Origin of the sequence: Actinoplanes sp. NPDC000266 (assembly GCF_042899005.1) — a bacterium.
Classification (GTDB): Bacteria; Actinomycetota; Actinomycetes; order Mycobacteriales; family Micromonosporaceae; genus Actinoplanes.
Genome location: NZ_JBIAZI010000007.1, coordinates 231,681 through 255,253, shown reverse-complemented (window position 1 = coordinate 255,253; position 23,573 = coordinate 231,681). Strand labels below are relative to the sequence as shown.

21 protein-coding genes and 1 pseudogene are annotated in these 23,573 nt (G+C 71.1%); 8 read left to right on the top strand and 14 right to left on the bottom strand.

All coding sequences use genetic code 11. The features are described from left to right. Window position 1 precedes the first annotated feature (1 nt). The 3 genes from ACFY36_RS28635 to ACFY36_RS28625 are packed head-to-tail and all read left to right on the top strand — an operon-like array spanning window position 2 to window position 2,085. Window positions 2–676, top strand: coding sequence for an amino acid ABC transporter permease (locus ACFY36_RS28635; RefSeq protein WP_499748998.1), 675 nt, complete (start codon window positions 2–4; stop codon window positions 674–676). After that, window positions 673–1,563 carry an amino acid ABC transporter permease gene (locus tag ACFY36_RS28630; protein ID WP_499748997.1) on the top strand — a complete coding sequence of 297 codons (891 nt, stop codon included), beginning with the start codon at window positions 673–675 and terminating at the stop codon, window positions 1,561–1,563. Before ACFY36_RS28635 ends, ACFY36_RS28630 begins: the two co-directional genes overlap by 4 nt. A gap of 21 nt (window positions 1,564–1,584) precedes the next feature. After that, window positions 1,585–2,085: a DinB family protein gene (locus ACFY36_RS28625; RefSeq protein ID WP_499748996.1), complete on the top strand. Its 501-nt coding sequence runs from the start codon at window positions 1,585–1,587 to the stop codon at window positions 2,083–2,085. Here ACFY36_RS28625 and rny read toward each other — a convergent pair. From rny to ACFY36_RS28590, 7 genes and pseudogenes are all read right to left on the bottom strand, one after another. Next, a complete protein-coding gene (rny, locus tag ACFY36_RS28620) occupies window positions 2,059–3,774 on the bottom strand; it encodes a ribonuclease Y (protein ID WP_499749320.1) in 1,716 nt (571 codons plus the stop codon). The genes ACFY36_RS28625 and rny overlap by 27 nt on opposite strands. Before the next feature lie 343 nt (window positions 3,775–4,117). Further along, window positions 4,118–4,984, bottom strand: a complete 867-nt coding sequence (locus ACFY36_RS28615) for a hypothetical protein (RefSeq protein WP_499748995.1) — start codon at window positions 4,982–4,984, stop codon at window positions 4,118–4,120. Window positions 4,985–5,599: 615 nt separating this feature from the next. After that, window positions 5,600–6,595: a hypothetical protein gene (locus ACFY36_RS28610; RefSeq protein ID WP_499748994.1), complete on the bottom strand. Its 996-nt coding sequence runs from the start codon at window positions 6,593–6,595 to the stop codon at window positions 5,600–5,602. 139 nt (window positions 6,596–6,734) lie between these two features. Beyond that, window positions 6,735–7,355 carry a CG0192-related protein gene (locus tag ACFY36_RS28605; protein WP_499748993.1) on the bottom strand — a complete coding sequence of 207 codons (621 nt, stop codon included), beginning with the start codon at window positions 7,353–7,355 and terminating at the stop codon, window positions 6,735–6,737. Window positions 7,356–7,404: 49 nt separating this feature from the next. Then, window positions 7,405–7,932: pseudogene (locus ACFY36_RS28600) on the bottom strand (regulatory protein RecX); the annotation flags it as partial. A gap of 694 nt (window positions 7,933–8,626) precedes the next feature. After that, entirely contained in the window at window positions 8,627–9,673 is a 1,047-nt protein-coding gene (gene recA / locus ACFY36_RS28595; RefSeq protein ID WP_097318782.1) for a recombinase RecA, read from the bottom strand. Window positions 9,674–9,872: 199 nt separating this feature from the next. Beyond that, window positions 9,873–10,073: a DUF3046 domain-containing protein gene (locus ACFY36_RS28590; RefSeq protein WP_498691624.1), complete on the bottom strand. Its 201-nt coding sequence runs from the start codon at window positions 10,071–10,073 to the stop codon at window positions 9,873–9,875. A gap of 42 nt (window positions 10,074–10,115) precedes the next feature. On the opposite strand from ACFY36_RS28590, the gene ACFY36_RS28585 reads away from it, so the two are divergent. Next, window positions 10,116–10,778, top strand: coding sequence for a UdgX family uracil-DNA binding protein (locus ACFY36_RS28585; protein WP_499748992.1), 663 nt, complete (start codon window positions 10,116–10,118; stop codon window positions 10,776–10,778). On the opposite strand, the gene ACFY36_RS28580 is transcribed toward ACFY36_RS28585, so the two are convergent. Further along, window positions 10,775–11,521, bottom strand: coding sequence for a TetR/AcrR family transcriptional regulator (locus ACFY36_RS28580; protein ID WP_499748991.1), 747 nt, complete (start codon window positions 11,519–11,521; stop codon window positions 10,775–10,777). The two genes, ACFY36_RS28585 and ACFY36_RS28580, sit on opposite strands and share 4 nt — an antisense overlap. Before the next feature lie 75 nt (window positions 11,522–11,596). Here ACFY36_RS28580 and ACFY36_RS28575 point away from each other — a divergent pair, with 75 nt between their 5' ends. Together ACFY36_RS28575 and ACFY36_RS28570 are read left to right on the top strand one after the other, a co-directional pair. Beyond that, window positions 11,597–12,529 carry an ATP-binding cassette domain-containing protein gene (locus ACFY36_RS28575; protein ID WP_499748990.1) on the top strand — a complete coding sequence of 311 codons (933 nt, stop codon included), beginning with the start codon at window positions 11,597–11,599 and terminating at the stop codon, window positions 12,527–12,529. Continuing rightward, a complete protein-coding gene (locus ACFY36_RS28570) occupies window positions 12,526–13,305 on the top strand; it encodes an ABC transporter permease (protein ID WP_499748989.1) in 780 nt (259 codons plus the stop codon). Before ACFY36_RS28575 ends, ACFY36_RS28570 begins: the two co-directional genes overlap by 4 nt. On the opposite strand, the gene ACFY36_RS28565 is transcribed toward ACFY36_RS28570, so the two are convergent. Beyond that, a complete protein-coding gene (locus tag ACFY36_RS28565; protein ID WP_499748988.1) occupies window positions 13,306–14,634 on the bottom strand; it encodes an aminotransferase class I/II-fold pyridoxal phosphate-dependent enzyme in 1,329 nt (442 codons plus the stop codon). 68 nt (window positions 14,635–14,702) lie between these two features. Here ACFY36_RS28565 and ACFY36_RS28560 point away from each other — a divergent pair, with 68 nt between their 5' ends. Both ACFY36_RS28560 and leuE read left to right on the top strand, forming a co-directional pair. After that, entirely contained in the window at window positions 14,703–15,941 is a 1,239-nt protein-coding gene (locus tag ACFY36_RS28560; RefSeq protein WP_499748987.1) for a bifunctional pyridoxamine 5'-phosphate oxidase family protein/GNAT family N-acetyltransferase, read from the top strand. A gap of 1 nt (window position 15,942) precedes the next feature. Then, on the top strand, window positions 15,943–16,587 hold the full coding sequence (leuE, locus tag ACFY36_RS28555) for a leucine efflux protein LeuE (protein ID WP_499749319.1): 645 nt from the start codon (window positions 15,943–15,945) through the stop codon (window positions 16,585–16,587). 35 nt (window positions 16,588–16,622) lie between these two features. Here leuE and ACFY36_RS28550 read toward each other — a convergent pair whose 3' ends face one another. The 5 genes from ACFY36_RS28550 to ACFY36_RS28530 all read right to left on the bottom strand — a co-directional run bounded on the left by ACFY36_RS28550 (window position 16,623) and on the right by ACFY36_RS28530 (window position 22,531). Continuing rightward, window positions 16,623–17,636 carry a sporulation protein gene (locus ACFY36_RS28550; RefSeq protein WP_499748986.1) on the bottom strand — a complete coding sequence of 338 codons (1,014 nt, stop codon included), beginning with the start codon at window positions 17,634–17,636 and terminating at the stop codon, window positions 16,623–16,625. A gap of 58 nt (window positions 17,637–17,694) precedes the next feature. After that, window positions 17,695–18,738 (bottom strand): hemolysin family protein, encoded by a 1,044-nt coding sequence (locus ACFY36_RS28545; RefSeq protein ID WP_499748985.1) that lies wholly within the window; start codon window positions 18,736–18,738, stop codon window positions 17,695–17,697. Next, window positions 18,735–20,027 carry a hemolysin family protein gene (locus ACFY36_RS28540; protein ID WP_499748984.1) on the bottom strand — a complete coding sequence of 431 codons (1,293 nt, stop codon included), beginning with the start codon at window positions 20,025–20,027 and terminating at the stop codon, window positions 18,735–18,737. Before ACFY36_RS28540 ends, ACFY36_RS28545 begins: the two co-directional genes overlap by 4 nt. A gap of 116 nt (window positions 20,028–20,143) precedes the next feature. Beyond that, entirely contained in the window at window positions 20,144–21,829 is a 1,686-nt protein-coding gene (locus tag ACFY36_RS28535; RefSeq protein WP_499748983.1) for a serine/threonine-protein kinase, read from the bottom strand. Between the two features lie 63 nt (window positions 21,830–21,892). Next, window positions 21,893–22,531, bottom strand: a complete 639-nt coding sequence (locus tag ACFY36_RS28530) for a class F sortase (RefSeq protein ID WP_499748982.1) — start codon at window positions 22,529–22,531, stop codon at window positions 21,893–21,895. Between the last annotated feature and the right edge of the window lie 1,042 nt (window positions 22,532–23,573).

The window sequence follows — 23,573 nt, the reverse complement described above, 5'->3', positions numbered from 1 at the left end:
GATGGACGTCTTCTCCGATCCCCTCAACCGTGAGGTCTACCTCACCGGGTTCCTCTGGATCCTGAAGCTCACCCTGGCCGGCGGCGTCGGCGCGCTCCTGCTGGGCGTCGTGCTGGCCGCGATGCGGGTCTCGCCGGTCCCGGTGCTGCGCGCCTTCGGCACGGCCTGGGTGAACATCTTCCGCAACACGCCGCTCACCCTGATCATCTTCTTCTGCTACTTCGGCCTGTTCTCGACGCTCGGCGTCGCGTTCTCCGACGACATCGACCTGAACAACTTCTGGCTCGGTGTGACCGGCCTGGCGGTGTACACGGCGGCGTTCGTCTGTGAGGCCATCCGCTCGGGCATCAACACGGTGCCGGCGGGCCAGGCCGAGGCGGCCCGGGCCATCGGCATGACGTTCCGGCAGACCCTGACGATGATCATCCTGCCCCAGGCCGGCCGCGCCGTGATCGCGCCGCTGGGCAGCATCATCATCGCGCTCTGCAAGAACGCCACGATCGTCGGCACGATCGGCCTCATGGAGTCGTCGAACGCCATGAAGCAGCTGATCAACGAGAACGGCGACGCGGTCGTCCCGATCTTCCTGGTCTTCGCCGGCACGTTCGCGATCGTCCTGATCCCCACCGGCTACGCCTTCGGCTGGCTGGCCAACCGCCTGGCGGTGAAGCGGTGAGCACCGACGCTGTTCTGTACGACCACCCGGGGCCCCGCGCCAAAGCGCGCAACCGGATCCTGACGGTGGCCTTCGGCGTCCTCCTGCTGGCGCTGCTCTACTGGATCTACCGGAAGTTCGACGAGAAGGGCCAGTGGGCGGCCGCCCTGTGGAAGCCCTTCACCCAGTCGAGCACGTGGACCGACTACATCCTGCCGGGCCTGCTGCACACGCTCGAGGCGGCCGTCGTCGCGGCCGCGCTCTCGCTGGTCTTCGGCGTGGTCTTCGCGGTCGGGCGGCTCTCCGATCACTGGTGGGTCCGGGTGCCCGCCGGTGCGGTCGTCGAGTTCTTCCGGGCCGTACCCCTGCTGTTGATGATGTTCTTCATCTTCTTCGGCGTGCCCTACCTGACCGAGCAGCCCATGTCGATCTTCTGGGCGGTGGTCATCGGCCTGACCCTCTACAACGGGTCGGTGCTGGCCGAGGCGTTCCGCGCCGGCGTGAAGTCGGTGCCGGCCGGGCAGAGCGAGGCGGCGTACGCGATCGGCATGCGCAAGGGCCAGGTGATGGGGCACATCCTCATCCCCCAGGCGGCCCGCGCGATGCTGCCGGTGATCGTCAGCCAGCTCGTCGTGCTGGTCAAGGACACCGCGCTCGGCTACATCATCTCGTACAACGAGTTGCTCCAGCTCGGCGTCAACAACGTGGCGGCCAACTTCGGCAACGTGGTCCAGGCCGCGATCGTGGCCGCGATCATCTACATCGCCGTCAACTCCCTGCTCACCTCGTTCGCCGGCTGGCTCAGCCGTCGCACCCGGCGCAGCGGCAAGGCGCCCCGCGCCAACGGCCGCGGCGTGATCATGGGGGCGACCGATCCGGGGATGGGCGGTGGCGGCGGTGTCGCCTGACCTGAATGAGATGCTGACCTCATGATTTCCGCCGACGAAGCCCTCGACCAGCCAGCAAAGGTCCAGTTCGAGGCATTTCTGGACGAGCACCGCAAGGCGCTCCTCGACAGCCTCGACGGGGTCACCGAGGAGCAGGCCCGCGCCTCCCTGGTGCCGTCCCGCACGACGCTGCTCGGCCTGGTCAAGCACGTGACGATGGTGGAGAACGTCTGGTTCGGCGAGGCGGTGACCGGCAAGTCGCGGGCCGAGCTCGGCATCCCGCTCACCGCCGACGAGTCGTTCCTCCTCGACGACGAGGACACCATCGAGAGCATCCAGGACGCGTACCGGGAGACGATCGAGAACTCGCGGCGGGCGGCGGCCCCGATCGGCCTCGACGACCTGCTGCCGGGCAACCGGCGCGGGCCGCTCCCGCTGCGCTGGGCGTACATGCACCTGCTGCGCGAGCTGGCCCAGCACTGCGGGCACGCGGACATCCTCCGCGAGCAGCTCGGCCTAACGAGCGAGCTCGGTGACGCGTGATTCGCGCACCACGGTGACCCGGATCTGACCCGGATAGGTCAGCTCCTCCTCGATCTGCTTGGCAACATCCCTGGCCAGGACGGCGGCGCCGATGTCGTCGACGTCGTCCGGCCGCACCATCACGCGGATCTCCCGGCCGGCCTGCATCGCGAAGACCTTCTCCACCCCGACCTTGCTCGCGGCGATCTCCTCGATGCGTTCCAGCCTCTTGACGTACGCCTCCAGGCTCTCCCGCCGCGCGCCGGGACGCCCACCGGAGCACGCGTCGGCCGCCTGCGTCAGCACGGCCTCGATCGTCTGTGGCGGCACCTCGTTGTGGTGCGCCTCGATCGCGTGCACCACGTCCTCGGACTCGCCGTATTTGCGGGCCAGGTCGGCGCCGATCAGCGCGTGACTGCCCTCGACCTCGTGGGTGAGCGCCTTGCCGATGTCGTGCAGGAACGCGGCCCGCTTCATGGTCGGCACGTCCAGGCCCAGCTCGGCGGCCATGATGCCGGCGATGTGAGCGGTCTCCACCAGGTGCTTGAGCACGTTCTGGCCGTAGCTGGTGCGGTAGCGCAGCCGGCCCAGCAGCTTCTTGAGCTCCGGATGCAGGTCGGTGATGCCGACGTCGACCAGCGCCTCCTCGGCGGCCCGGTCGCAGAGCACGTCGACCTCGTTCTTGGCGCTCTCGAAGACCTCCTCGATGCGGTGCGGGTGGATGCGCCCGTCCAGCACCAGCTTCTCCAGGGTCAGCCGGCCGACCTCCCGCCGAACGGGGTCGAAGCACGACAGGAGAACGGCCTCGGGGGTGTCGTCGATGATCAGGTTGACGCCGGTGACCGACTCGAACGCCCGGATGTTGCGGCCCTCGCGGCCGATGATCCGGCCCTTCATCTCGTCGCTGGGCAGATGGAGGACGCTGACCACGCTCTCCGAGGTCTGCTCGCTGGCGATCCGCTGGATGGCGTCGACCACGATGTGCCGGGCCCGGGTGTCGGCCGTGCTCTTGGCGTCGGCCTCGATGTCCCGGACGATGATCGCGGCCTCGCGCTTGGCCTGCGCCTCGATGCTCTCGACCAGCTCGGCCCGGGCCGCCTCGGCGGTCAGGGCGGCGATCCGCTCCAGCTCGCGGCGCTTCTCCTCCTCGGCGCCGGCCAGCGCGGCCTCCTTGGTGGAGAGGGCGGCCTCCCGCGAGGAGAGATCGGTGTCCATGCTCGCGAGGCGGCGCTCCCGCTCGACCAGGCGCTCGACCTCGTCGGCGTGCAGCCGCTCCCGCTCGTCTATGCGGGCGGCGCGGCGCTCGACCTCGGCCGCCTGCTCCTTGGCGGTGGCGTTGAGGAGCGCGACCTCGCGCTCGCCGGAGCGGCGGGCGGCGGAACGGACCTGCTCGGCGTCGGCCTCGGCCTGGCGGTGGGCCCGCTCGAGGATGGTGTCGGCCTCGCTGTGCGCGTCTTCGAGAACGCGGCGGGCCTCGGCCCGGGCGGCGTTCGCCTCGGCTTTGGCGGCGGCGGCCTCGGCCCGTACGGAAGCGGCCTTGGCATTGGCGTCGTCGACCTTGGCGAGCGCGTCGTCGACGGCCTGACCCGAACCCTTGGCGTCGGTCTTCTTGAGGTGACGCAGCGCCCGGGCGCCGAGCAGCATGCCGGCCACCACGAAGGCGGCGAGGACGACGATCGCCACCACCAGCACCCAGTCCAGGGCGGTCAGCACGCCGCGTCTCCCTTCGCCGCCCGGCACGAACACGCGCGCGGGCCATCTGTGGGATGCCCGACCAAGGCCGCGGATGCGCAGGAGAGATCAGGCCCCTCCGCTGGCGTGGGTACGCCGGGGCCGACCGCTGTATGTCAAGCCCTGGGCGCCTCGGATTCCGCGGTCCGGCGCTTCGGGCGGCATCTTACTGGACAAGTGATGCCGTAATGTAATGCGATCTATGTTGTGCGTGTTGCATGCGATGGTCGAACAAACCTTGTGTAACGCGAGGCTAGGTCGCGAGTGCCACTTCGGTCAAGGATCCATGATTCAGTACCGCTTACCCCCAGGTCACCGCAATTCAGGCGTACCTGGACCAGAGATCGCGCATCGGCTCCCACTTCTCACCGACGCCTTCCTTCCAGTAGGCGAGCAGGAAACCCGCGACGGGCGCCCGGGCGTCGTCCCACCAGACGCCGCTCACGGTGCGGGTGGTTCCGCCTTCGGTGAGACGATACGCGTATTCCACGTAGTTTCCGGTGGTTCGCCCGCTCGGGGTAGGCCCTTCGGTGGCCGGCCCCACCCCCGGGGTGAGCGTCCGGGCGTCGACGGCCTGGCCCATGGCTTTGACGCGAGCCTTGTCCCGCTCGGCGACGTCGTTGTACTCGACGAAGATCGCGCTCATGCCGTCGAGCGTGCAGCGAACGCGCACCTTTTCGCCCGGGCTCAGCTTGGGGCCGCCCGGGGTGCCGCTGCGGCCACAGGTGGAGAGGAAAGGAAGCCACCCTTCGGAAAGGGTGACGAGACCGGTGCCGGCGAAATCGGGGGCGTTGAGGGCGGCTTGACTCTGCTCGAAGACACCGAGGCCGGCGGTGGGCGCGGGCTGGGGAGCTTGTGCCTGGGGTTGTTCCGGGGCGGTGGCGCGGCCGGCGAAGAAGCCACCGGCGCCGAAGAGGAGGAGGCCGGCGATGAGACCGGCCAGAAGCCCGAGGAAAAAGCGGCCACGATCGGGGGGCGGGGTCGGCTCGATGCGGCGGCCCGGGGGTGAGGAGAAGCCGTAGGGGTTGCTCTCGGCCGGGGCCTGGTACGGATCGCCGTGGAACGGGCCGTAGGAAGCGCCGCCCGGACTCGCGGGATTAGCAGGATATGGCGGTCCTGACGGATTTGCCGGATAGGGCGGACCGGACGGGACGCCGGGGTAGGGGGTGCCGCTCGTCGGATCGGGCACTCCGCTGCTCGGAGTTGGGGATCCGCTGCCTGTTTCTGGCGGCCCGCCGCCCGTTCCTGGCGACCGGCTGCCCATGCCTGGCGATCCGCCGCCTGTTCCTGGCGACCGGCTGCCCATGCCTGGCGATCCGCCGCCTGTTCCTGGCGACCCGCTGCCCATGCCTGGCGATCCGCCGCCTGTTCCTGGCGATCCGCTGTCCGTTCCTACCGACCGGCTGCCTGTTCCTTGCGAGCCGCTGCCCGTTCCCGGCGGCCCGCTGACCGTTCCAGGCGAGCCGCTGACCGTCCACGGGCCGCCGGCCGAGGGTGGGGCGGTCCCGCTCGGCGAGTGAGGACTCGGCGAGTGAGGACTCGGGGAAGCTGTGGGCTGACCGGGGATGCCGCGGGAGGGCTGGCCGCTCGGGGCCGGCTGGGGCTCCGCGGCCATGTGGGTGATCGGCGCGGTCGGCTCGGTGCCTTCCTGGAAGGGACCGTAGCCCGGCATACGGCTCTGATCGGTCACAACGTCGCAGATTACCAGGCAGTGGCCAGCGCCGATGTCCCGTCAAGATCCGATTCAGGGGCGCTGCGGCGACCGCATCCGGCCGTGACCAGGGGCCACGGCCGGATGTCGCCGTCAGGCCTGCGACTCGGCCCGGCGCCGCCGGGTGACGAGCAGCAGAACCACGCCGCCGACCACGACGGCCGCGCCGGTGCCGGCCATGCCGGCCGAGTTGGCGCCGGTCAGGGCGAGGATCGGATTGCCGTCACCCGAGCCACCGACGCCGCCGGCGTCGTCAGGGGTGATGCCACCGTTCTGATCGGCCCCGTTCTGGTCATCGTCCTGGCCGGGATCGGCCGCGGGCGGGTTGTCATCCGGCCCGTCGTCACCGGGCGGGGTCTCGCCGCCTCCGCCGCCGGGCGGATTCTCGCCACCGTTGCCCGGCGGGTTCTCACCACCGTTACCGGGCGGGTTCTCACCACCGTTACCGGGCGGATTCTCACCACCGTTGCCGGGCGGATTCTCACCACCGTTGCCCGGCGGATTCTCACCACCGTTGCCCGGCGGGTTCTCACCACCGTTACCGGGCGGATTCTCACCACCGTTGCCGGGCGGATTCTCACCACCGTTGCCCGGCGGATTCTCACCACCGTTACCCGGCGGATTCTCACCACCGTTACCCGGCGGATTCTCACCACCTTCCCCGCCGTCGCCGTCGCCGTCGCCGTCGCCCGGCGGAGTGTCGCCGCCGCCATCACCAGGCGGGGTGTCGCCGCCGCCACCGGGCGGGGTGTCGCCGCCACCACCGGGCGGGGTGTCGCCGCCACCACCGGGCGGGGTGTCGCCACCGCCTTCGCCGGGCGGGGTGCCGCCGTCGCCGGGCGGCTCGTCCTCGTCCGCGGTGGGGGCCGGGTCGGCCTCGTTGGCGGGTGTGGTGCCGGTTTCCTCAGTTGTCGTGTCGGCCGCCGGCTCCTCGGTGACGATCACGATGCCGCGGGTGGCGGCGTTCGTGGTCGCGGCGCCGGCCGCGTGGGCGCCGGTCAGCGCCGCGACGCCGACCGCGCCGACCAGCACGCCGAGCCGCGCGACCGCGCGCACTCCGCGGCGTCGCGCAAGCTGATTGATCCGCATGTTCCTCCCCGTTGTCGCACGCGGAGAGACCACACATTCCAGCGATCCCCCGCGATGTGAGGAAGCAACTTAACCGAGGTCAGCCCGCTGGCGCCATCCACACACGACTATATGGAGGCAGAGAAATACCGATTGTTATCTATTCCACATTCTCGGCGAACACCAGCGGGACAAGCGCGGGCTGCCCACTCCAGGAGCCACTCAATCGCAGACCGTCCCCCGCCCAGCCGCCACCGACCCGCCGAACCACAGCGAACTCCGCCCCCTCGGCGACAACCCTCGCCGGATCACCCGGCACCACTTGCTCGGCCGGCCGTTCGCCTTCAGGCCCGCCGACGACGATGGTCATGCTGAGCGGCCGCGGTTCGAGCCGCCCGTCAGTCTCGAAGAACTCCTGCGCCTGCCCCTCACCACCGAGGATCGCCTTCGCCAGCGCCGCCGCGTAGACCGGGTCGCCGACCGCGTCGTACACCCAGCGCCGCCCCAGCACCGAATGCTCGCAGGTTCCCACCAGCCAGGAGTCCCCACCGTCCAGAGGAGAACCCCGATAGGTGAGCGGCACCTGAAGCACCGGCCCGTCTCCCGCCCGCACCAGGAGGGTCTCGACCCCGACCTCCCCCGCCGGATCGTCGAACCGATAGGCCGCGACCCGTTCGAGCCCCGAGCCACCGATGTCGCCGGCCCATTCCCGCGAGGGAAGCCACCCTTCCAACAGCTCGAGCTTGGTGGGACTGATCTGAGCCCGATGAATCAACGCCATGGGCCGCATCGTAGATCGATCCGCCCAGAAGGAAGGGGGCAGGAAGGCGTCAGGACAGGTCGGTTGTTTCGTCGGCCAGGGCGTCGGCGTCCACGGCGTCGGCGAACTCGGCGGCCTCGGCGTCTCGGGCGGCCAAGGCTTCCTTGACGGCGCGGAAGGCTGTGCCCGCGGGATAGCCCTTGCGGGCCAGCATGGCCACCAAGCGGCGGAAGACCGCGTCGGGAGGACCGGTGGCGGTGCGCAGCTTGCGGTCGACCAAGGCTCGGGCGGTGGTGGCCTCGTCCTCGTCGTCCACGGCTTCCAGGGCCTCGCTGGCGGTTTCGGCGTCCACGCCGCGCTGGCGTAGTTCGTTGGCCAGGGCTCTGCGGGCCAGGCCGCGGCCTTGGTGGCGGCTCGACACCCAGGCTCGGGCGAACGCGGCGTCGTCGATGATGCCGACCTCGTCGTAGCGGTCCAGGACCTCGGCGATCACCTCGTCGGAGATCTCCTTGCGGGCCAGGACCTTCGCGAGCTCGGCCCTCGTACGGGGACGCACCGCCAACTGGCGCAGGCAGATCTCCCGGGCGCGCTCCCCCTCGCTCTGCGCCGGCCGGCCCGCGCGATCCTTCTCGGCGCCGCCCTCCCCGGAACCGGAACTGGAGCCGGAGCCGGAGCCGGGACCGCCCCGGCCGGAGCGAGCCTGCCCCGAGCCGCCCTCCCCCGAGCCGCCCCTTCCCGAACGAGCACGCCGCGAACCACCACCGCCGACACCGGTTCCGGAACTGCCGAACCCCGCGCCGAATCCGCCGCCAGAGCTACCGAAGCCGCCGCCGGAAGCGCCGAAGCCAGAAGCGCCGGTGCCGGCGGCGTCGGGATCGGGGCTGGTGGAGCGAGACCTGCGGGAGCCGGAGCGGCCTGAGCGGGACGGGCCCGGCCTGTCGTCGTCGGCTGGGTCGAACTCGTCGTGGTCGGGAGCGCCGGGCCAGGGAGCGCCGTCCAGGGTGGACTCTTCCCGGGCCGAAGACGCGCCGGGAGAAGTCAAGCCCAGGCCGAACGGGTCGGCGTGGGACCACGGCAGGCCCTGGCGGGCGGGACGGGAGATTCCGCCCGGCGAGTCGTCTCGGTGACGGGGCGGGACGTTGCCGCGTTCCGTTTCGTCGCCGGGGGAATCGCCGGGCGGATGCTCATCGGAAGGGCGGGGCGGCCGGGGTGGGATGGCATCCCATCCGCGCCCGGCTCGCGCGCCGCGTCGTCCGGTCATGTGGTGGACCCGCCTTGGCCGAGGATCGGGATCAGAAGTCGACCGGCGGCAGCTCCGGGCCGCCGGCGGCGTCGCCGGTGGTCTGGCCCACGCCGAGCTTCTCCAGGATCTTCTTCTCGATCTCGGCGGCGACGTCGGGGTTTTCCTTGAGGAACTCCCGCGCCTTCTCCTTGCCCTGGCCGAGCTGGTCGCCATCGTACGTGTACCAGGCTCCGGACTTGCGGATGATGCTCTGCTCGACGCCGACGTCGATCAGCGAGCCCTCCCGCGAGATGCCCTTGCCGTACATGATGTCGAACTCGGCCTGCTTGAACGGCGCGGCGACCTTGTTCTTCACGACCTTGACGCGGGTCCGGTTGCCCACCACGTCGGTGCCGTCCTTCAGGCTCTCGATGCGGCGCACGTCGAGGCGGACCGAGGCGTAGAACTTCAGCGCGCGGCCACCGGTCGTGGTCTCGGGCGAGCCGAACATGACGCCGATCTTCTCGCGGAGCTGGTTGATGAAGATCGCGGTCGTGCCGGAGTTGTTGAGGATACCGGTGATCTTGCGGAGGGCCTGGCTCATGAGCCGGGCCTGGAGGCCGACGTGGCTGTCGCCCATCTCGCCCTCGATCTCGGCGCGGGGCACGAGGGCCGCCACCGAGTCGATGACGATGATGTCGAGCGCGCCGGAGCGGATCAGCATGTCGGCGATCTCGAGCGCCTGCTCACCCGTGTCGGGCTGGGAGACGAGCAGGGCGTCGGTGTCGACGCCGAGCGCCTTCGCGTACTCCGGGTCGAGGGCGTGCTCGGCGTCGATGAACGCCGCGATGCCGCCGTTGCGCTGCGCGTTGGCCACCGCGTGCAGGGCGACCGTCGTCTTACCGGAGGACTCCGGGCCGTACACCTCGATGACCCGGCCTCGCGGCAGACCGCCGACGCCGAGCGCCACGTCGAGGGCGATGGAGCCGGTGGGGATGATGGCGGTCTCCACGACCGGCCGCTCCCCGAGCCGCATCACCGAGCCCTTGCCGAACTGCTTGTCAATCTGTGCCAATGCCAGATCGAGCGCTTTGTCCCGGTCAGGTCCGTTCCCCATGTCCGCCACCCCTGTACTCGATTTCGCAGGCGTCTTCGCCGATGAGCTTCTGTTCACCACGCGCACCAAGGTAGGGGGTGGGTATGACAAAAATCCGCTGCCCTGCCTCCGGCTGTGGATAACCAAGCCGTTGTGGACAATAGCCGAACACGTGTACGACTATCGAGTGACACGCCAGAACGGGTGTACGAAAACGTCGTTATCGCAGGCGAGAGGGCACCCGATCGGGGTACTCGGCCACCACTGCTCGCCAGATCGTAGCCGTGTCGACACCCTCAGCTATCGCCCGATCGATGGTTCGGTCGCCCAATGACGCAAAAGAGTGATCTGCCGCGATGCTTCGCGCATAGGCGCCACCGAACGACTCGCCGAGCCGTTCCCAGAAATCCGTCAACCGCACCCCACGAGGGTACTCAGAGTCGAGGGGGGTAAAAACGTCTCCATGCCTAGGACCGAAGCTCCGGTCGGCGCGCAGGAGTGGGTGCCGCCCCAGCCATGGAGCATCGACAAGCTCAAGTCCGCCGCAGCCGGCTGTCAGGGCTGTGAGCTGCACGCGGACGCCACGCAGACCGTCTTCGGGCGGGGCGCGCCGAACGCCCGGGTGGTGCTGGTCGGCGAGCAGCCCGGCGACGTCGAGGACCAGAAGGGCCTGCCCTTCGTGGGCCCGGCCGGGCGACTGCTGCGCGAGGCGGTCGACGACTCCGGCCTCGACGCGGGTGACGTCTACATCACCAACGCGGTGAAGCACTTCCGCTTCGAGATGCGCGGCCAGCGGCGCATCCACCAGAACCCGGGCCCGGCGCACATCACCGCCTGCCGCCCCTGGCTGGTGGCCGAGTTCTCGCTGCTCGAGCCGGAGCTCGTGGTGATCCTCGGCGCCACCGCGGGCAAGGCGCTGCTGGGCCCGTCGTTCCGGGTCACCCAGCAGCGCGGCCGGCTCATGCCGTGGCCGGCCTCGGCCCAGCATCCCGGCGACTTCCCGGTGGCCGAGATCCAGGCGCTCGCGACGTTCCACCCGTCGGCCGTTCTGCGCGCGGACGACCGCGAGACGGCGTACCGAACCCTGGTCGATGATTTGACGATCGCGGCCGGCGCCCTGGCCTAACGGTCCAGCAGGGCCTCGAGTCCGTCGAGGATGCGGTCGAGCCCGAAGGTGAACGACCGCGACGGGTCGCCGACCGCGTTGTACTCCTGGCCGGCGGCCGTGCCGACGCGACCCGAGATCGGGTACGCGCCCGGCGTCATGACGCGTTCGAGGATCGGCGCGTTGATCTCCCACCACTCCAGGTCTGACATTCCGGACTCCTCGGCCGTGCGACTGGCCGCGATCGACGCTCGCGCCGCGGACGCCGTGAAGCCGCCCAGCAGCGTGATCACCTGATCCATCTCGAGATCGGTGAAGCCGGCGCCCTCGATGGCGGCCAGCTGCCACTCCCAGCGATCGGAGCCGTTCGGGCCGATCCACGGACGGCTCTCCTCCACCTGGAGCAGCCACGGATGCCGGTGGAACTCGTCCCACATCTGCCGCGCCACCCTGGTGAGGCGTTCCCGCAGGTCACCCTCGTGCGGCGGCAGTTCCTGCTCGCCCATGACCTCGTCGACCATGAGGCCGATCAGCTCGGAGCGGCCCGGGACGTACGTGTAGATCGACATCAGTTTGAGCCCTAGCCGGTCGGCGACCTTGCGCATCGAGAACGCGGGCAGGCCCTCCTCGTCGGCCACCTCGATCGCCGCGCGCACCACCTCGTCCACGCTGACCCGCTGTTTCGGCCCGCGTGAGCCCTGCGGCGTGCCGAGGGTGCGCCGCCACAGCAGGCCGAGCGTGCGGTCGACGTTCTGACTTTCCATGTGCGGAGGTTACCCCGTGGGGTGTACGGTGTACCGCGCATCAATTTCCGTAAGGCATACGGAGTTAGGAGCGACGTGAACTCGCTGACGGCTGACGGACTACGGAAGACGTACGGCAAGACGCGCGCACTGGACGGTTTCGACCTGGCCGTGCCCTCGGGCGTGATCCACGGCCTTCTCGGACCGAACGGCGCCGGCAAGACGACGGCGGTGAAGGCCCTGGCCACCCTCATCGATGTCGATTCGGGCACGGCCACGGTCGCCGGTTTCGATGTACGCCGCCAGGCGCCCCAGGTCCGGCGCCGGATCGGCCTCATCGGCCAGCACGCCGCGGTCGACGAGATCCTCGGTGGCCGGCAGAACCTGGTGATGTTCGGACGGCTCTTCGGCCTCACCAAGAACGACGCCCGGCGGCGGGCCGAGGAGCTGCTCACCGCCTTCGGGCTGACCGGCGCGGCCGAGCGGGCGGTGTCCACCTACAGCGGAGGCATGCGCCGCCGGCTCGACATCGCGGCCGGGCTGGTGATGACGCCGGCGGTGCTCTTCCTCGACGAGCCGACCACCGGCCTCGACCCCCGCGCCCGCAACGAGGTGTGGGAGAGCGTCCGGGAGATCGCCGCCCGCGGCACCACGGTGTTGCTGACCACGCAATATCTGGACGAGGCGGATCAGCTCGCGGCCCGGATCTCCGTGATGAACCACGGCAAGGTGATCGCCGAGGGCACGCCGGACGAGCTGAAACGCCAGGTCGGCGGCGACCGGGTGACCGTCACCCTGCCGCTGCGGACGCCCCTCTGCGACGTCGCGGAGCGGCTCTCCGCGGCGGTGGGCGCGCCCGCCGTGATCGACGACGAAGCGCACAGCCTCACCTTCGAGATCGGCCTGGGCGCGCTCGCCGACGTCGTCCGCGGCCTGGACGAACTGCGGATCGACCCCGAGGACCTGGTGCTCCGACGGCCGACCCTGGACGAGGCGTTCCTGGCTCTGACCGAGGGGGTTTCCCGATGACGACACTGCGCGCCGGATGGATCATGACGCACCGGGAGCTGGCCCACTGGGCGCGCCAGCCCTGGACGCCGATCTTCGGCCTGCTCTTCTCGATCATGTTGCTGCTCGTCTTCGGATTCCTGTTCGGCGGGGCCATCACCGTGCCCGGCGGCGGCGACTACATCACCTTCCTGCTGCCCGGCATGCTCGCGCTGAGCATGATGTTCGGCGTCGAGAGCACGGCCACCACGATGGCCAACGACGCCCGCAAGGGCATCACCGACCGGTTCCGCTCGATGCCGATCGGCAGCTCGTCGGTGGCGCTGGGCCGGGTCGGGGCCGACATGGCCAACTCGGCGGTCGAGCTTTTCGTGCTGATCCTCGGCGGTCTGCTGATCGGGTGGCGGATCACGTCGGATCCGGCGTCGGTGGCCCTGGCCGTGCTGCTACTGCTCTGGCTGCGCTTCGCGATGCTCTGGATCGGCATCTTCGTCGGCCTCTCCTTCCGTGGCGAGGGGGCGACCATGGCCGTACAGGTGCTGGTCTGGCCCATCGGTTTCCTCTCGACGGCGATCGTGTCGGCCGAGACGATGCCGGGCTGGCTGGGCGCGATCGCCGCGTGGAATCCGCTGTCGGCGACCGCCACGGCGACGCGGGAGCTTTTCGGCAACCCGACCGGGATCACGTCGGGCCCGCTGGCCGACGGCGCGGTCTGGCTGGCCCTGGCCTGGCCGCTGCTGCTCACGGCGATCTTCCTGCCGTTGTCGGCGCGGGCGTACCGCCGCCTGCGGGCCTGATCATCGGGCCGGGGCGGTGAGGCCGGAGGGGAGAACGGCCGCGGCCACGGCGTCGGCCACCGCGGGGATCTCCTCCTCGTCGAGGGGGCCGATCGAGATGCGGATGCCGTACGGCGTCGAGGTGCGGAACAGGGAGCCGGGTGCCACCGCCCATCCGGCGTCCCGCAGCAGGCCGACCGCGCGGGTCTCGTCGGGAACCGTGACCCAGACGTTGATGCCGGTCTCGCCCTCGGCCGCGAGGCCGCGGGACCGTAGCTCGTCGCGCAGGAGGCGCCGCCGCCGGCCGTAAGCGCCGGCGGCGTGCGCCACCAGCTCGGTGACCTCGGGGTCCTGCCACAGGTGCAGAAGCGTCCGCTGCAGGATGGTCGACACCCACCCCGAGCCGATGCGCATGCGGCCGATCACCCGCGAGATGGTCGTCTCGTCGCCGGCCAGCACGTTGATCCGCAGGTCGGGGCCGAACGGCTTGGACGCCGAGCGGGTGACGGCCCAGGCGCCGGTGACCGGGCCGACGCAGTGCGGCGGCGCCTCGGCCAGCTCGGCGGCGTGGTCGTCCTCGATGAGCAGGAATCCCGGATAAGCGGCGAACAGGGGCCGCAGCTCCTCGGCCCGGGTGGCGCTGACGGCGGCGCCGGTGGGGTTCTGCGCCCGCACGGTGATGACGGCGGCCTCGGCGCCGTCCTGGATGGCCGCGGCGACCGAGGACGGCGTCGGACCCTCCTCGTCGAGCGTGAACGGCACCGGGCGCAGGTCCATGGCGGCGAGCAGGTCGAGCAGGTTGGACCAGCCGGGATCTTCGACGGCCACGGCGTCGCCCGGTCGCAGGCGGGCCGTGAGCAGGCGCTCGATTGCGTCGAGGGTGCCCGAGGTGACGGTGATGAGGGCGTCGTCGACCGGGAGGCCGTCGGCCAGCAGACGCGGACGGGCGGCCTCGATCAGCTCGGGCATGGCGGCCGCCGAGGCGTACCCCTGTGGCTGGTCCTGGAACACCGGGCCGAGCGGGGGCAGCAGTCGCAGGTCGGGCTCGCCGGAGGAGAGATCGCGCACGCCCTCGGGGAGGGGGAGGCGCAGGTCGGAGCGCGGGCCGGCCACGGCGGGACGGGAACGCACGCGCGTGCCCCGCCGGCCGTCGGCCTCGACGACCCCGCGCTGGCGCAGGGACTGATAGGCCTTGGCGACCGTGGCCGGGCTGACCTGCAGGAAGTCGGCCAGCACGCGGATGGGCGGGAGCGGGGCGCCCGAGGCGTAGTGGCCCTTCAGGACGCCCGACTCGATGCTGGTGGAAATCGAGGCGGCGCTGTCGCCGGTTACCTGATACTGTGCTGCCACAGCAAAGAGTTTGTACTAGCACAGCAGGTTTGGCAAGCACAGAAGAATCCGCAAGCGAGGAGGCCTCGATGTCCGACCTCTATCCTCAGACGGCCCGCACGACGGCCACCCGCTATCGCGAGCGCACCCACTACGACCGTGCTCTGGCCCACGCCATTCTCGACGAGGCGTACGACTGTTCCGTCGCGTTCGTCGTGGACGGCTCACCCCGGGTGCTGCCCACGCTGCACGTCCGCGTCGGCGAGACGCTTTATCTGCACGGCTCCTCCGGCGGCCGTTTCGGCCTGTCGGCCCGGGGCTCCGATGTGGAGGTCTGCGTGAGCGTCACGCTTCTCGACGGCTTGGTGTACGGCCGTTCGCAGTTCCACCACAGCGCCAACTACCGCTCCGTGGTCGCCATGGGCGCGGCCCGGCTGGTCACCGACCCGGCCGAGAAGCTGGCCGCGATGACTGCCCTGGTCGAAAAGGTGGGCGCCGGCCGCGCGGCCGACAGCCGCCCGCCGACCAGGCAGGAGCTGGCGCAGACCGGCGTGCTCGCGCTGCCGCTTCAGGAGGTGTCCGCCCGCGCCCGCGGCGGAGGGGTGAACGACGCCGAGGAGGACCTGCCGCTGCCGCACTGGGCCGGTGTGGTGCCGGTCCGGCGCGAGTTCGGCCCGGCCGAGACCGACACCGGGGTGACCGCCGGCCTGCCCTCCTACCTGCCCGGTTCGGAGCTTCCGTGGGCCTCCGCCGTCCCGCTCGAGGGCCGGCACGTGCGGCTCGAACCCCTGACCCCGGCCCACGCCGAGGGGCTGGTCGAGGCGCTCGGCGACGACGAGCTGTGGCAGCACTTCCTGGTGCGCCGGCCGCGGACCGTCGAGGAGATGACCGGCTACATCGCCGTCCTCCAGCGCCATCGATGGAGCGGCTCCCAGGTGTGCTGGGCCCAGGTCGAGCCGGCGACCGGCCGGGTGATCGGCATGACCAGCTACCACGACATCGACCCGGCGCGGCGGTCGCTGGCGATCGGGCACACGATCATCGGCAAGCCGTGGTGGCGTACGGGGGTCAACACCGAGGCCAAGCTGCTGCTGCTCGAGCACGCCTTCGACAAGCTCGCCGCCGAGCGCGTGTTCTGGTACACGGACAACCGCAACGAGCGGTCGCAGAAGGCGATCGCGCGGCTGGGCGCGGTCCACGAGGGGGCGCTGCGCCGTCATCGGCAGCGGCCGGACGGGTCATGGCGCGACACCGTGGTGTTCAGCATGACCCCCGGCGAGTGGCCGGCCGCGTCGGAGCGGCTCCGTGCCCGGCTGGCGGCGGCCTGACATGCTCGGCGTCACCGATTTCTGGACGTACGTGGTGGGCACGGTGGCGATCATCCTGCTGCCCGGGCCGAACTCGATCTTCGTGCTGTCGACCGCGGCGCGGCGCGGGGTCCGCGCGGGATATCAGGCGGCGGCCGGGGTGTTCCTCGGCGACGCGGTCCTGATGACGCTGTCCGCCGCCGGGGCGGCCTCGCTGCTGCGGGCCTATCCGCCGCTGTTCACCGTCATCAAATACGCGGGAGCGGCCTATCTGTTCTGGGTGGGGATCGGCATCGTCCGCGGTGGCATCCGCCGGTGGCGGGGGAAGAACTCGCCGGCCGCGCCCTCGGCGATCGAGGAGGCCCGTCACCCGTTCCGGCAGGCGGCCGTGATCAGCCTGCTCAACCCGAAGGCGATCCTGTTCTTCGTGTCGTTCTTCATCCAGTTCGTGGAGCCCGGATACGCGCATCCGGTGCTGCCGTTCCTGGTGCTGGGCGCGGTGGTGCAGCTGTGCAGCGGGCTCTACCTGACGGCGCTGATCTTCGGCGGCCGGTTCCTGGCCGGCCAGTTCCAGCGCCGGCGCCGCCTGGCTGCCGGGGCCGCGGGCGGGGTGGGGGCCCTGTTCGTCGGCTTCGGGATCAAGCTGGCCACCGCCAGCGTGGGGTAGCGCCCGGCCGGGGACCGGGCGCTGACCCACAACTGTCACTCCTCGCCGGAGTCGCCCTCGTCGTCGCCGCCGAAGGCGTCGTCCATGGCCTCGCCGAGGATCATGCCGCCGATGACACCGCCGGCCACGCCGGCCGCGACGCCGCCCATGCCCATGCCGCCGCGGCGGCGGGTGTGGCCGTGGTAGCCGTGGCCGCCGCCGTGCGCCGGGTAGCCGCCGTGGCCGCCGAACCCGCCGCCGTGGCCGCCAAAACCGCCGCCGAAGCCGCCGGCGCTGCGCAGGCCCTGGTAGCGGCCCGCGGCCTGGCTCACCCAGCCCTCGACGACGGAGTTCCAGTCGGTGGTGTCGGCCTCGGCGTGCGAGACGCGGAAGCGGCCGTACGCGTCGTGGCCGGGCTGCAGGAAGCCGCCGCGCTTGTCGAACTCGAGGACCACCTCGACGCCCTGTGGGTCGGCGATGAAGGTCACCTCGACCTCGTTGATGCCGCCCGCGTACTGCGGCGGCGGGTAGAACTCGATCTCCTGGTAGAACGGCAGGGTCTGGCGTACGCCGTAGATGCCGCCGTGCTCCAGGTCCGCGCTCTTGAAGCGGAAACCGAGCCGGGCGAACGCGTCCAGGATCCGCTCCTGCGCCGGCAGCGGGTGCACCGCCACCTGGTCCAGGTCACCCTTGTCGACCGCCTTGGCCACCGCCAGCTCGGTGCGCAGGCCCATCGTCATGCCGTGCAGGCGCTGGCCGTAGACGTCGGTGATCGGCGTCTCCCACGGCACCGGGAACGAGAACGGCAGCGACCGGTTCTCGCCCTTGCGCAGCTGGAAGGCCCCGGCCACCGGCAGGCGGTGGAACTCGACGAAACCGTCACCGTGCTCCGACTCGACCCGGGTGACCAGGCCCAGCACGACGCCGTCGATGCTGACGTCGTGGTCGCCGCCGGTGATGTTCACCTGGCCGTCCAGGGACAGGCCGGGACGGGTGTTCGGGTTCGCCAGCACGGTGTCGACGGACGGGCCGCCGACGCCGAAGGCGCGCATCATCTTCTTGAAAACCACCGGATCATTCCTCCTCGAACAAGGCGGTGCGTCAACTCAACAGACAGGGGTGGCGGGACTAGGTGGCCGCCGGCGCCGTGACGGGGACGTCCGTCTCGTCGTCGAAGCGGCCGATCACCTGCTCCAGCAGGTCTTCCAGGGCCACGAAGCCGACCTGCTCCGAGGCCGACGTGACGATCGCGAGCTGGGCCCGGCCCGCTCGCAGGGCCGCGACCGCCTCGACCACGCTGACCTCGGCGCCGACCGTGAAGGCCGGCTCCATCAGGTCGCGGGCCAGCACCTCGCGGCCCACGGCCGTGGCCCGGACCGCCTCGCGGACGTGGACCACGCCGATCACGTCGCCGTCGTCGCCGGTCACCGCGATGCGCGACCGGCCGCTGGTCAGCGAGGCCAGCTCGATCTCGGCCGCGCCGGCCGTGGCCGGGATCGTGATCAGCCGCGACGTCGGCAGCAGGACCTCGCGCACCTTGAGCGAGCCGAGGCCGAGCACGCTGGTCAGCAGCTCGCTCTGCTCCTCCTCGATGAGGCCCTCGGCGCGGGAACGGTCGAGCAGGATGCGCATCTCGGCCGGGCCGTGCGCCTGGGCCAGCTGATCCTGCGGATGCACCCCGAACGGCTTCAGCGCCGCGTTGGCCAGGGCGTTGAGCACCCGCAGGGCCGGGCGCACCAGCGTGACGAAGCCGCGGAACGGCAGCGCCAGCAGGGTGGCCGACCGCTCCGGGTCGGTGATCGCCCACGACTTCGGCATCATCTCGCCGATGACCAGGTGCAGGAAGGTCACCACGATCAGCGCGATCAGGAACGCGATCACGTGGCTCGCCACCTCGGGCAGGCCCACCGAGTGCAGGGCCGGGCCGAGCAGGTGCTCGATGGCCGGCTCGGCCAGCGCGCCCAGGCCCAGCGAGCACAGGGTGATGCCGAGCTGGGCGCCGGCCAGCATCATCGACAGCTCGCGGGTGCCGTCCAGCGCCGAGCGCGCGGCCCGGCTGCCCGCGGCGGCCGCCTGCTCGAGGCGGTGACGTTTGCTCGCCACCAGGGCGAACTCGGCCGCCACGAAGAAGGCGTTGCCGGCCAGCAACAGGACGATCCAGAGCGCGTTCATCGGCTGATCCGTACGGTCTGCGGGACGTGGCGGTCGACGCTGACGACGCGTACGGAAAGCAGTCCGTCGTCGAGGGTGACCGAGTCGCCTGCCTGGACCACCCGCCCGAGCCTGGCCATGACCAGGCCCGACACGGTTTCGTAGTCGTCGCCGGCGGGCAGGTCGACGCCGGTCGCGTCGGTGATCTCGTCGATCCGCCAGCGGGCCGGCACCAGCCAGGAACCGTCGGCCTCGCGGACCGGCTCGGGCTCGGCCTCGTCGTCCTCGTCGCGGATCTGGCCGACCAGCTCCTCGGCGATGTCCTCGAGCGTGATGATGCCGGCGAAGCCGCCGAACTCGTCGACGACGCAGGCGAGCTGGCGGTGCGCCGAGCGCAGCCGCTCCAGCACGGCCGGCAGCCGCAGCGAGGACGGCACCAGGATCGGCGCCGACATCACCTCGGAGACGGCGACCAGGCCTCGGTCGGCGGGCGGAATGGCCAGGATGTCGGCGATGCCGACCACGCCGACGATCTCGTCGAGGACGGCGCCGCGCACCGGGAAACGCGAGCGGTGGGTGTCCAGCAACGTCACCACGTCGGCCGCGGTGGCCGTCTGGGCCACGGTGTGCACGTCGACGCGGGGCACCATGGCCTCGGCCGCCGTCCGGCCACGGAAATCGAGACCGCGGTCGAGCAGCGTGGACATCTCGGCGTCGAGGCCGCCGCTGGCCCGCGACTCGGCGATGATCTGCTCGAGGTCCTCGGAGGTGGCGCCCTCGGGCAGCTCCTCGATCGGCTCGATGCCGATGCGGCGCAGCAGGCGCCCGGCGGTCTTGTCGAACAGCTTGATGATCGGGCCGAAGACGGTCAGATACATCAGCGTCGAACGGCTGAGCGCCTTCGCCAGCGCCTCGGCGCGGGCGATGGCCAGGTTCTTGGGGGCGAGCTCGCCGAGCACCATCTGCACGACGGTCGCGATGAGCAGCGCGAACGCCACCGAGAGCGGCATGCTCACGGCGGTCGGCACGCCGGCCAGGCCGAGCAGGTCGGCCAGACCTTCACCGAGGTACGGCTCGGCGACGTAACCGACGAGCAGAGCGGTGACCGTGATGCCCAGCTGGGCGCCGGAGAGCACGAAGGAGAGACGTTCGGTGACCTTGAGCGCGCGGGCGGCGGCCTGATCGCCCTGCGCGGCGTCGTGGCGCAGTCGTCCGCGGTCGGCGGCGACATAGCCGAATTCCTGCGCGACGAAATAGCCGGTGACGGCGGTCACCACGATTACCAGGAGAAGGCCGGTAAGGATTAACACGGCCGAAGAGGTCCGTACGCGAACGGACGGTCGACGGGGAGCCGGGCCGAGCCCGGCTGACTACTGCCGATCATGGAGAGAGACGGTAGCAAGTTCCGCTGTGTGATCGCTGTGAGCTACGACCCGGCCGGTCGATCGGCGTAGAAGGTGCTCAGGACCATGTTGACCTTGGGCAGATCGGCGGTCCAGTCGAACTCGCGGGTGGCCCAGCTGATCGCGTACGCCTTGCCGGCGGTGGCCAGCCAGCGGGTGCGCACGTGCCGCTGGCCACCGCCGGCGACGTACGTGTACTCCCAGTCGGCCGCCTTGTTCAGCAACTCCTTCTTCTCGAGGGTGATCTGCTGATATCCGGGCAGCGCGCCCGAGCCGACCAGGCGCTGGGCCTCGGCCCGGCAGGCCTTGACCGGGTCGCCGGCCGGATCGCGGTTGAGCGACAGGGCCATCACGCGGGTGCCGACCGGGTCACGGAAGCAGAAGGTGGTGCCGATCCGCTGGTACGTCCAGCCGTCGGGGACCGGCATGTGAAAACCGGAGCCGTCCGTGAAATAGGACCATCCGCCCAGCAGGGACCAGCCCTTGACGCCCCGGGCGGCGGCCCGCTGCGGCGTGACCGGAAGGCCGGCCGGAGCGGGGAGGTCACAGGTGGCCGGGGAAAAACCCGAGGCCACCGTCCGCAACGGCGAAGGCGACGCGGACGGGGATGCCGGAATCGGGATCGGGGTGGCCTTCTCCTCGTCCCGCTGCACCAGATATCCGGCCATGATCCCGCCGATGCCGAGCACGGTGACCAGCGCGAGCCCGGCCGCCATCAGGGTGGAGCGCGGCGGGTCGGCCTTCGGCTTCGGCGCGACGATCAGCGGTTCGGCCGGCGGCGGGAGCGCGGCGACGGCCGCCCGAGCCGGCGCCATGATCTGATCGATATCGGACCCGACGACCGCGCGGACCCGGCGCGGCGACGGCACGCCGGCCTGGCCCGGGCTCGGCATCGCCGAGATGATCATCCGGAGCCGGCGCTCGACCTCGGAGGCGCTCAGCCGCGCCCGGGGCTCGTGCCGGAGCAGCCCGGTCAGCACCGGGCCGAGCATCCCGGCCCGGACCGGCGGATCGGGCTCCTCGGTGGCCAGGGCCATCAGGGTGGCCATGGCGTTCTCGCGGGCGTAGGGCGAACGGCCCTCGACCGCCGTGTAGAGGGTCGCGCCGAGCGACCACAGATCCGACTCCGGCGTCGACGTGCCGTCCCGGGCACGCTCCGGCGACACGTACTGCGGCGAGCCGACTATCAGGCCGGGACCGGTCACCGACCCGTCGTCCATGAAGGTAGCCAGACCGAAATCGGTCAAGACGACACGACCGTCGTGACCGATGAGCACGTTGTGGGGCTTGACGTCACGGTGCAGGACCCCGGCCCGGTGGGCGGCGGTCAGCGCGTCCAGAACGGCCAGGCCGATGCGGGCGGTGGTGGCCGGCGAATAGGGGCCGTCGTCCTGAATGACCTGGTAGAGCGACCGCGACGGCACATATTCCATGACGATCCACGGCAGGCCGTCGGCGTGCACCACGTCGTAGATCCGCACCACGTGCGGATGGTTGAGCCGGCCCGCGCTGCGCGCCTCACGCAGTGTGCGGTCACGCAGCCGCACCCGCTCCTCGTCGCTCATCCACTCGGGCGGCACGAACTCCTTGACGGCGACATCACGGTCGAGCATCTCGTCGCGGGCACGCCAGACGCGACCCATGCCACCGGCGCCGACCGGCTCGCCCAGGCGATACCGACCGGCGACGAGCATGCGTCCGACCGCCATCGTGCCCCCTGCCGTCGACCGATCTCCACCATAGACAGGCACCCGCCACCAGCGGAATCACGATCACCCGGCCACCGCGTAGACCACGAGGTTGTCGCGGTAGGACCGCAGCGATCGATCGAAGACCCCACCACACGTGATCAGCCTGAGCTGCCGGTCGGGCGTCGGCCCGTACACCTCACCGGTCGGAAAATCGGACTTCGGGTACCAACGCGACGAGGTGACGGTGAACCGTACGATCCGGCCGCCGCGCACGACATCGATCCGGTCCCCGGCCTTCAGCTCCCGCAGCCGGTAGAAGATCGCCGGCCCGGCCTTCGAGTCGACATGCCCGGCGATGACGGCGGGGCCGGTGTCCCCTGGGGCCGTTCCGTCCGCATACCACCCGGCTTTTCCGAAAGCCTCGGGCGGTTGAAGGGCGCCGTCCGCTCCGAGCCCCAGCGTCTCGAGCGGCGTGTCGACCCCGATGGCCGAAACCCGCAGCCGGGTGGGTGGCCCGGCGGCCAAGGTGGTGGTGGCGCCGAACGGATCTCCCGGCGGCCGGCCCGCGCTTCCTGAAATACGAGACTCCTCGGAATTCGCGGGATCAGCCGATCCGGCGGAACCGGGCACATCGGCGAGCACCGACGAAAGTCCGTCGTCTGCCTTCGGCGCCCGGTCACTGAGGGCGAGATATCCGCCGCCGGCGAGAACCGCGGCCACCGTCGCGGCGAGCGCGGGGAGGGCGAGTCGCGCTTTCGGCTTATTGAGTACGCGACGAGCAGCGCGCCCAACCGCAACCCCGGGAACCGATCCATTCGACGCGCTCCGACCGCCGCCGACGGGTTCTTCGGCCGCACTCCCCCATCGACCATCGCCGACCGGGCCAGTGAGGGGCCCAGCGAGATCGTCCACCCTTGGAGCGGCCCCCTTTGAAGCGGCCCCCTTCGGCGCAGCCACCTTCGGAGCAGCCACCTTCGGCGCGGCTGCCTTTGGCGCGGCTGCCTTTGGCGCGGACGCCCCCGGAGTAGCCGATCTCGGGGTAGCCGGCCTCGGAGTGGACGCCTTTGGAATGGCCGCCCGCAATGGCGGCGCCGCGACAAGCGGAACTGCCCCGCCCGATGAAGCGGCCGCAGCCGCCGCCCGAGCTCGGGCGCGGGCCAGCTCGGTCGACGTCGACGGCGGGTCCACCGAGGCACCCTTCGGGAAGATTTGCCGAGGAAGGGCCACGCCCGGCTTCGCAACGGCGGGAGCGGCGGAAGCGGCCGAGGCAGGCCGGGCAACGGCATGCCCGGCGGCAAAGGCCGAGGCAGGCCGGGCAACGGCATGCCCGGCGGCAAAGGCCGACGCGGGCCCTGCGACGGCAAGCGCGGCGGAAGGGGCCGAAGCGGGCCCGGCAACGGCAGGCGCGGCGGCAACGGCCGACGCGGGCCCTGCGACGGCGGGCGCGGGCGGCTGGGAGGCGGGCGCGGGCCCTGCGACGGCGGGCGCGGGCGGCTGGGAAGCGGACGCGGGCGGCTGGGAGGCGGCGGGCGTCTCGGGAGGCCGGGGGTGAGGCACGGAGAGCGCGCCGGGCACTGTGGCGAAAGCGCGGACGCCCTCCGGTTTGCCGACCTTTGCCGCGCCTCGATAGGCCGCGCCTTGTGGCAGATCGGGTGGCGAATCAGACGAAGCGGGCACATCGCCGATCGACCAGCTCGAATTGCCTGCGGGCGGAGGGCCGGCGGGGTGAGTGGTCGCTGGTGAGCCTGTGGGTTGTTGGTCG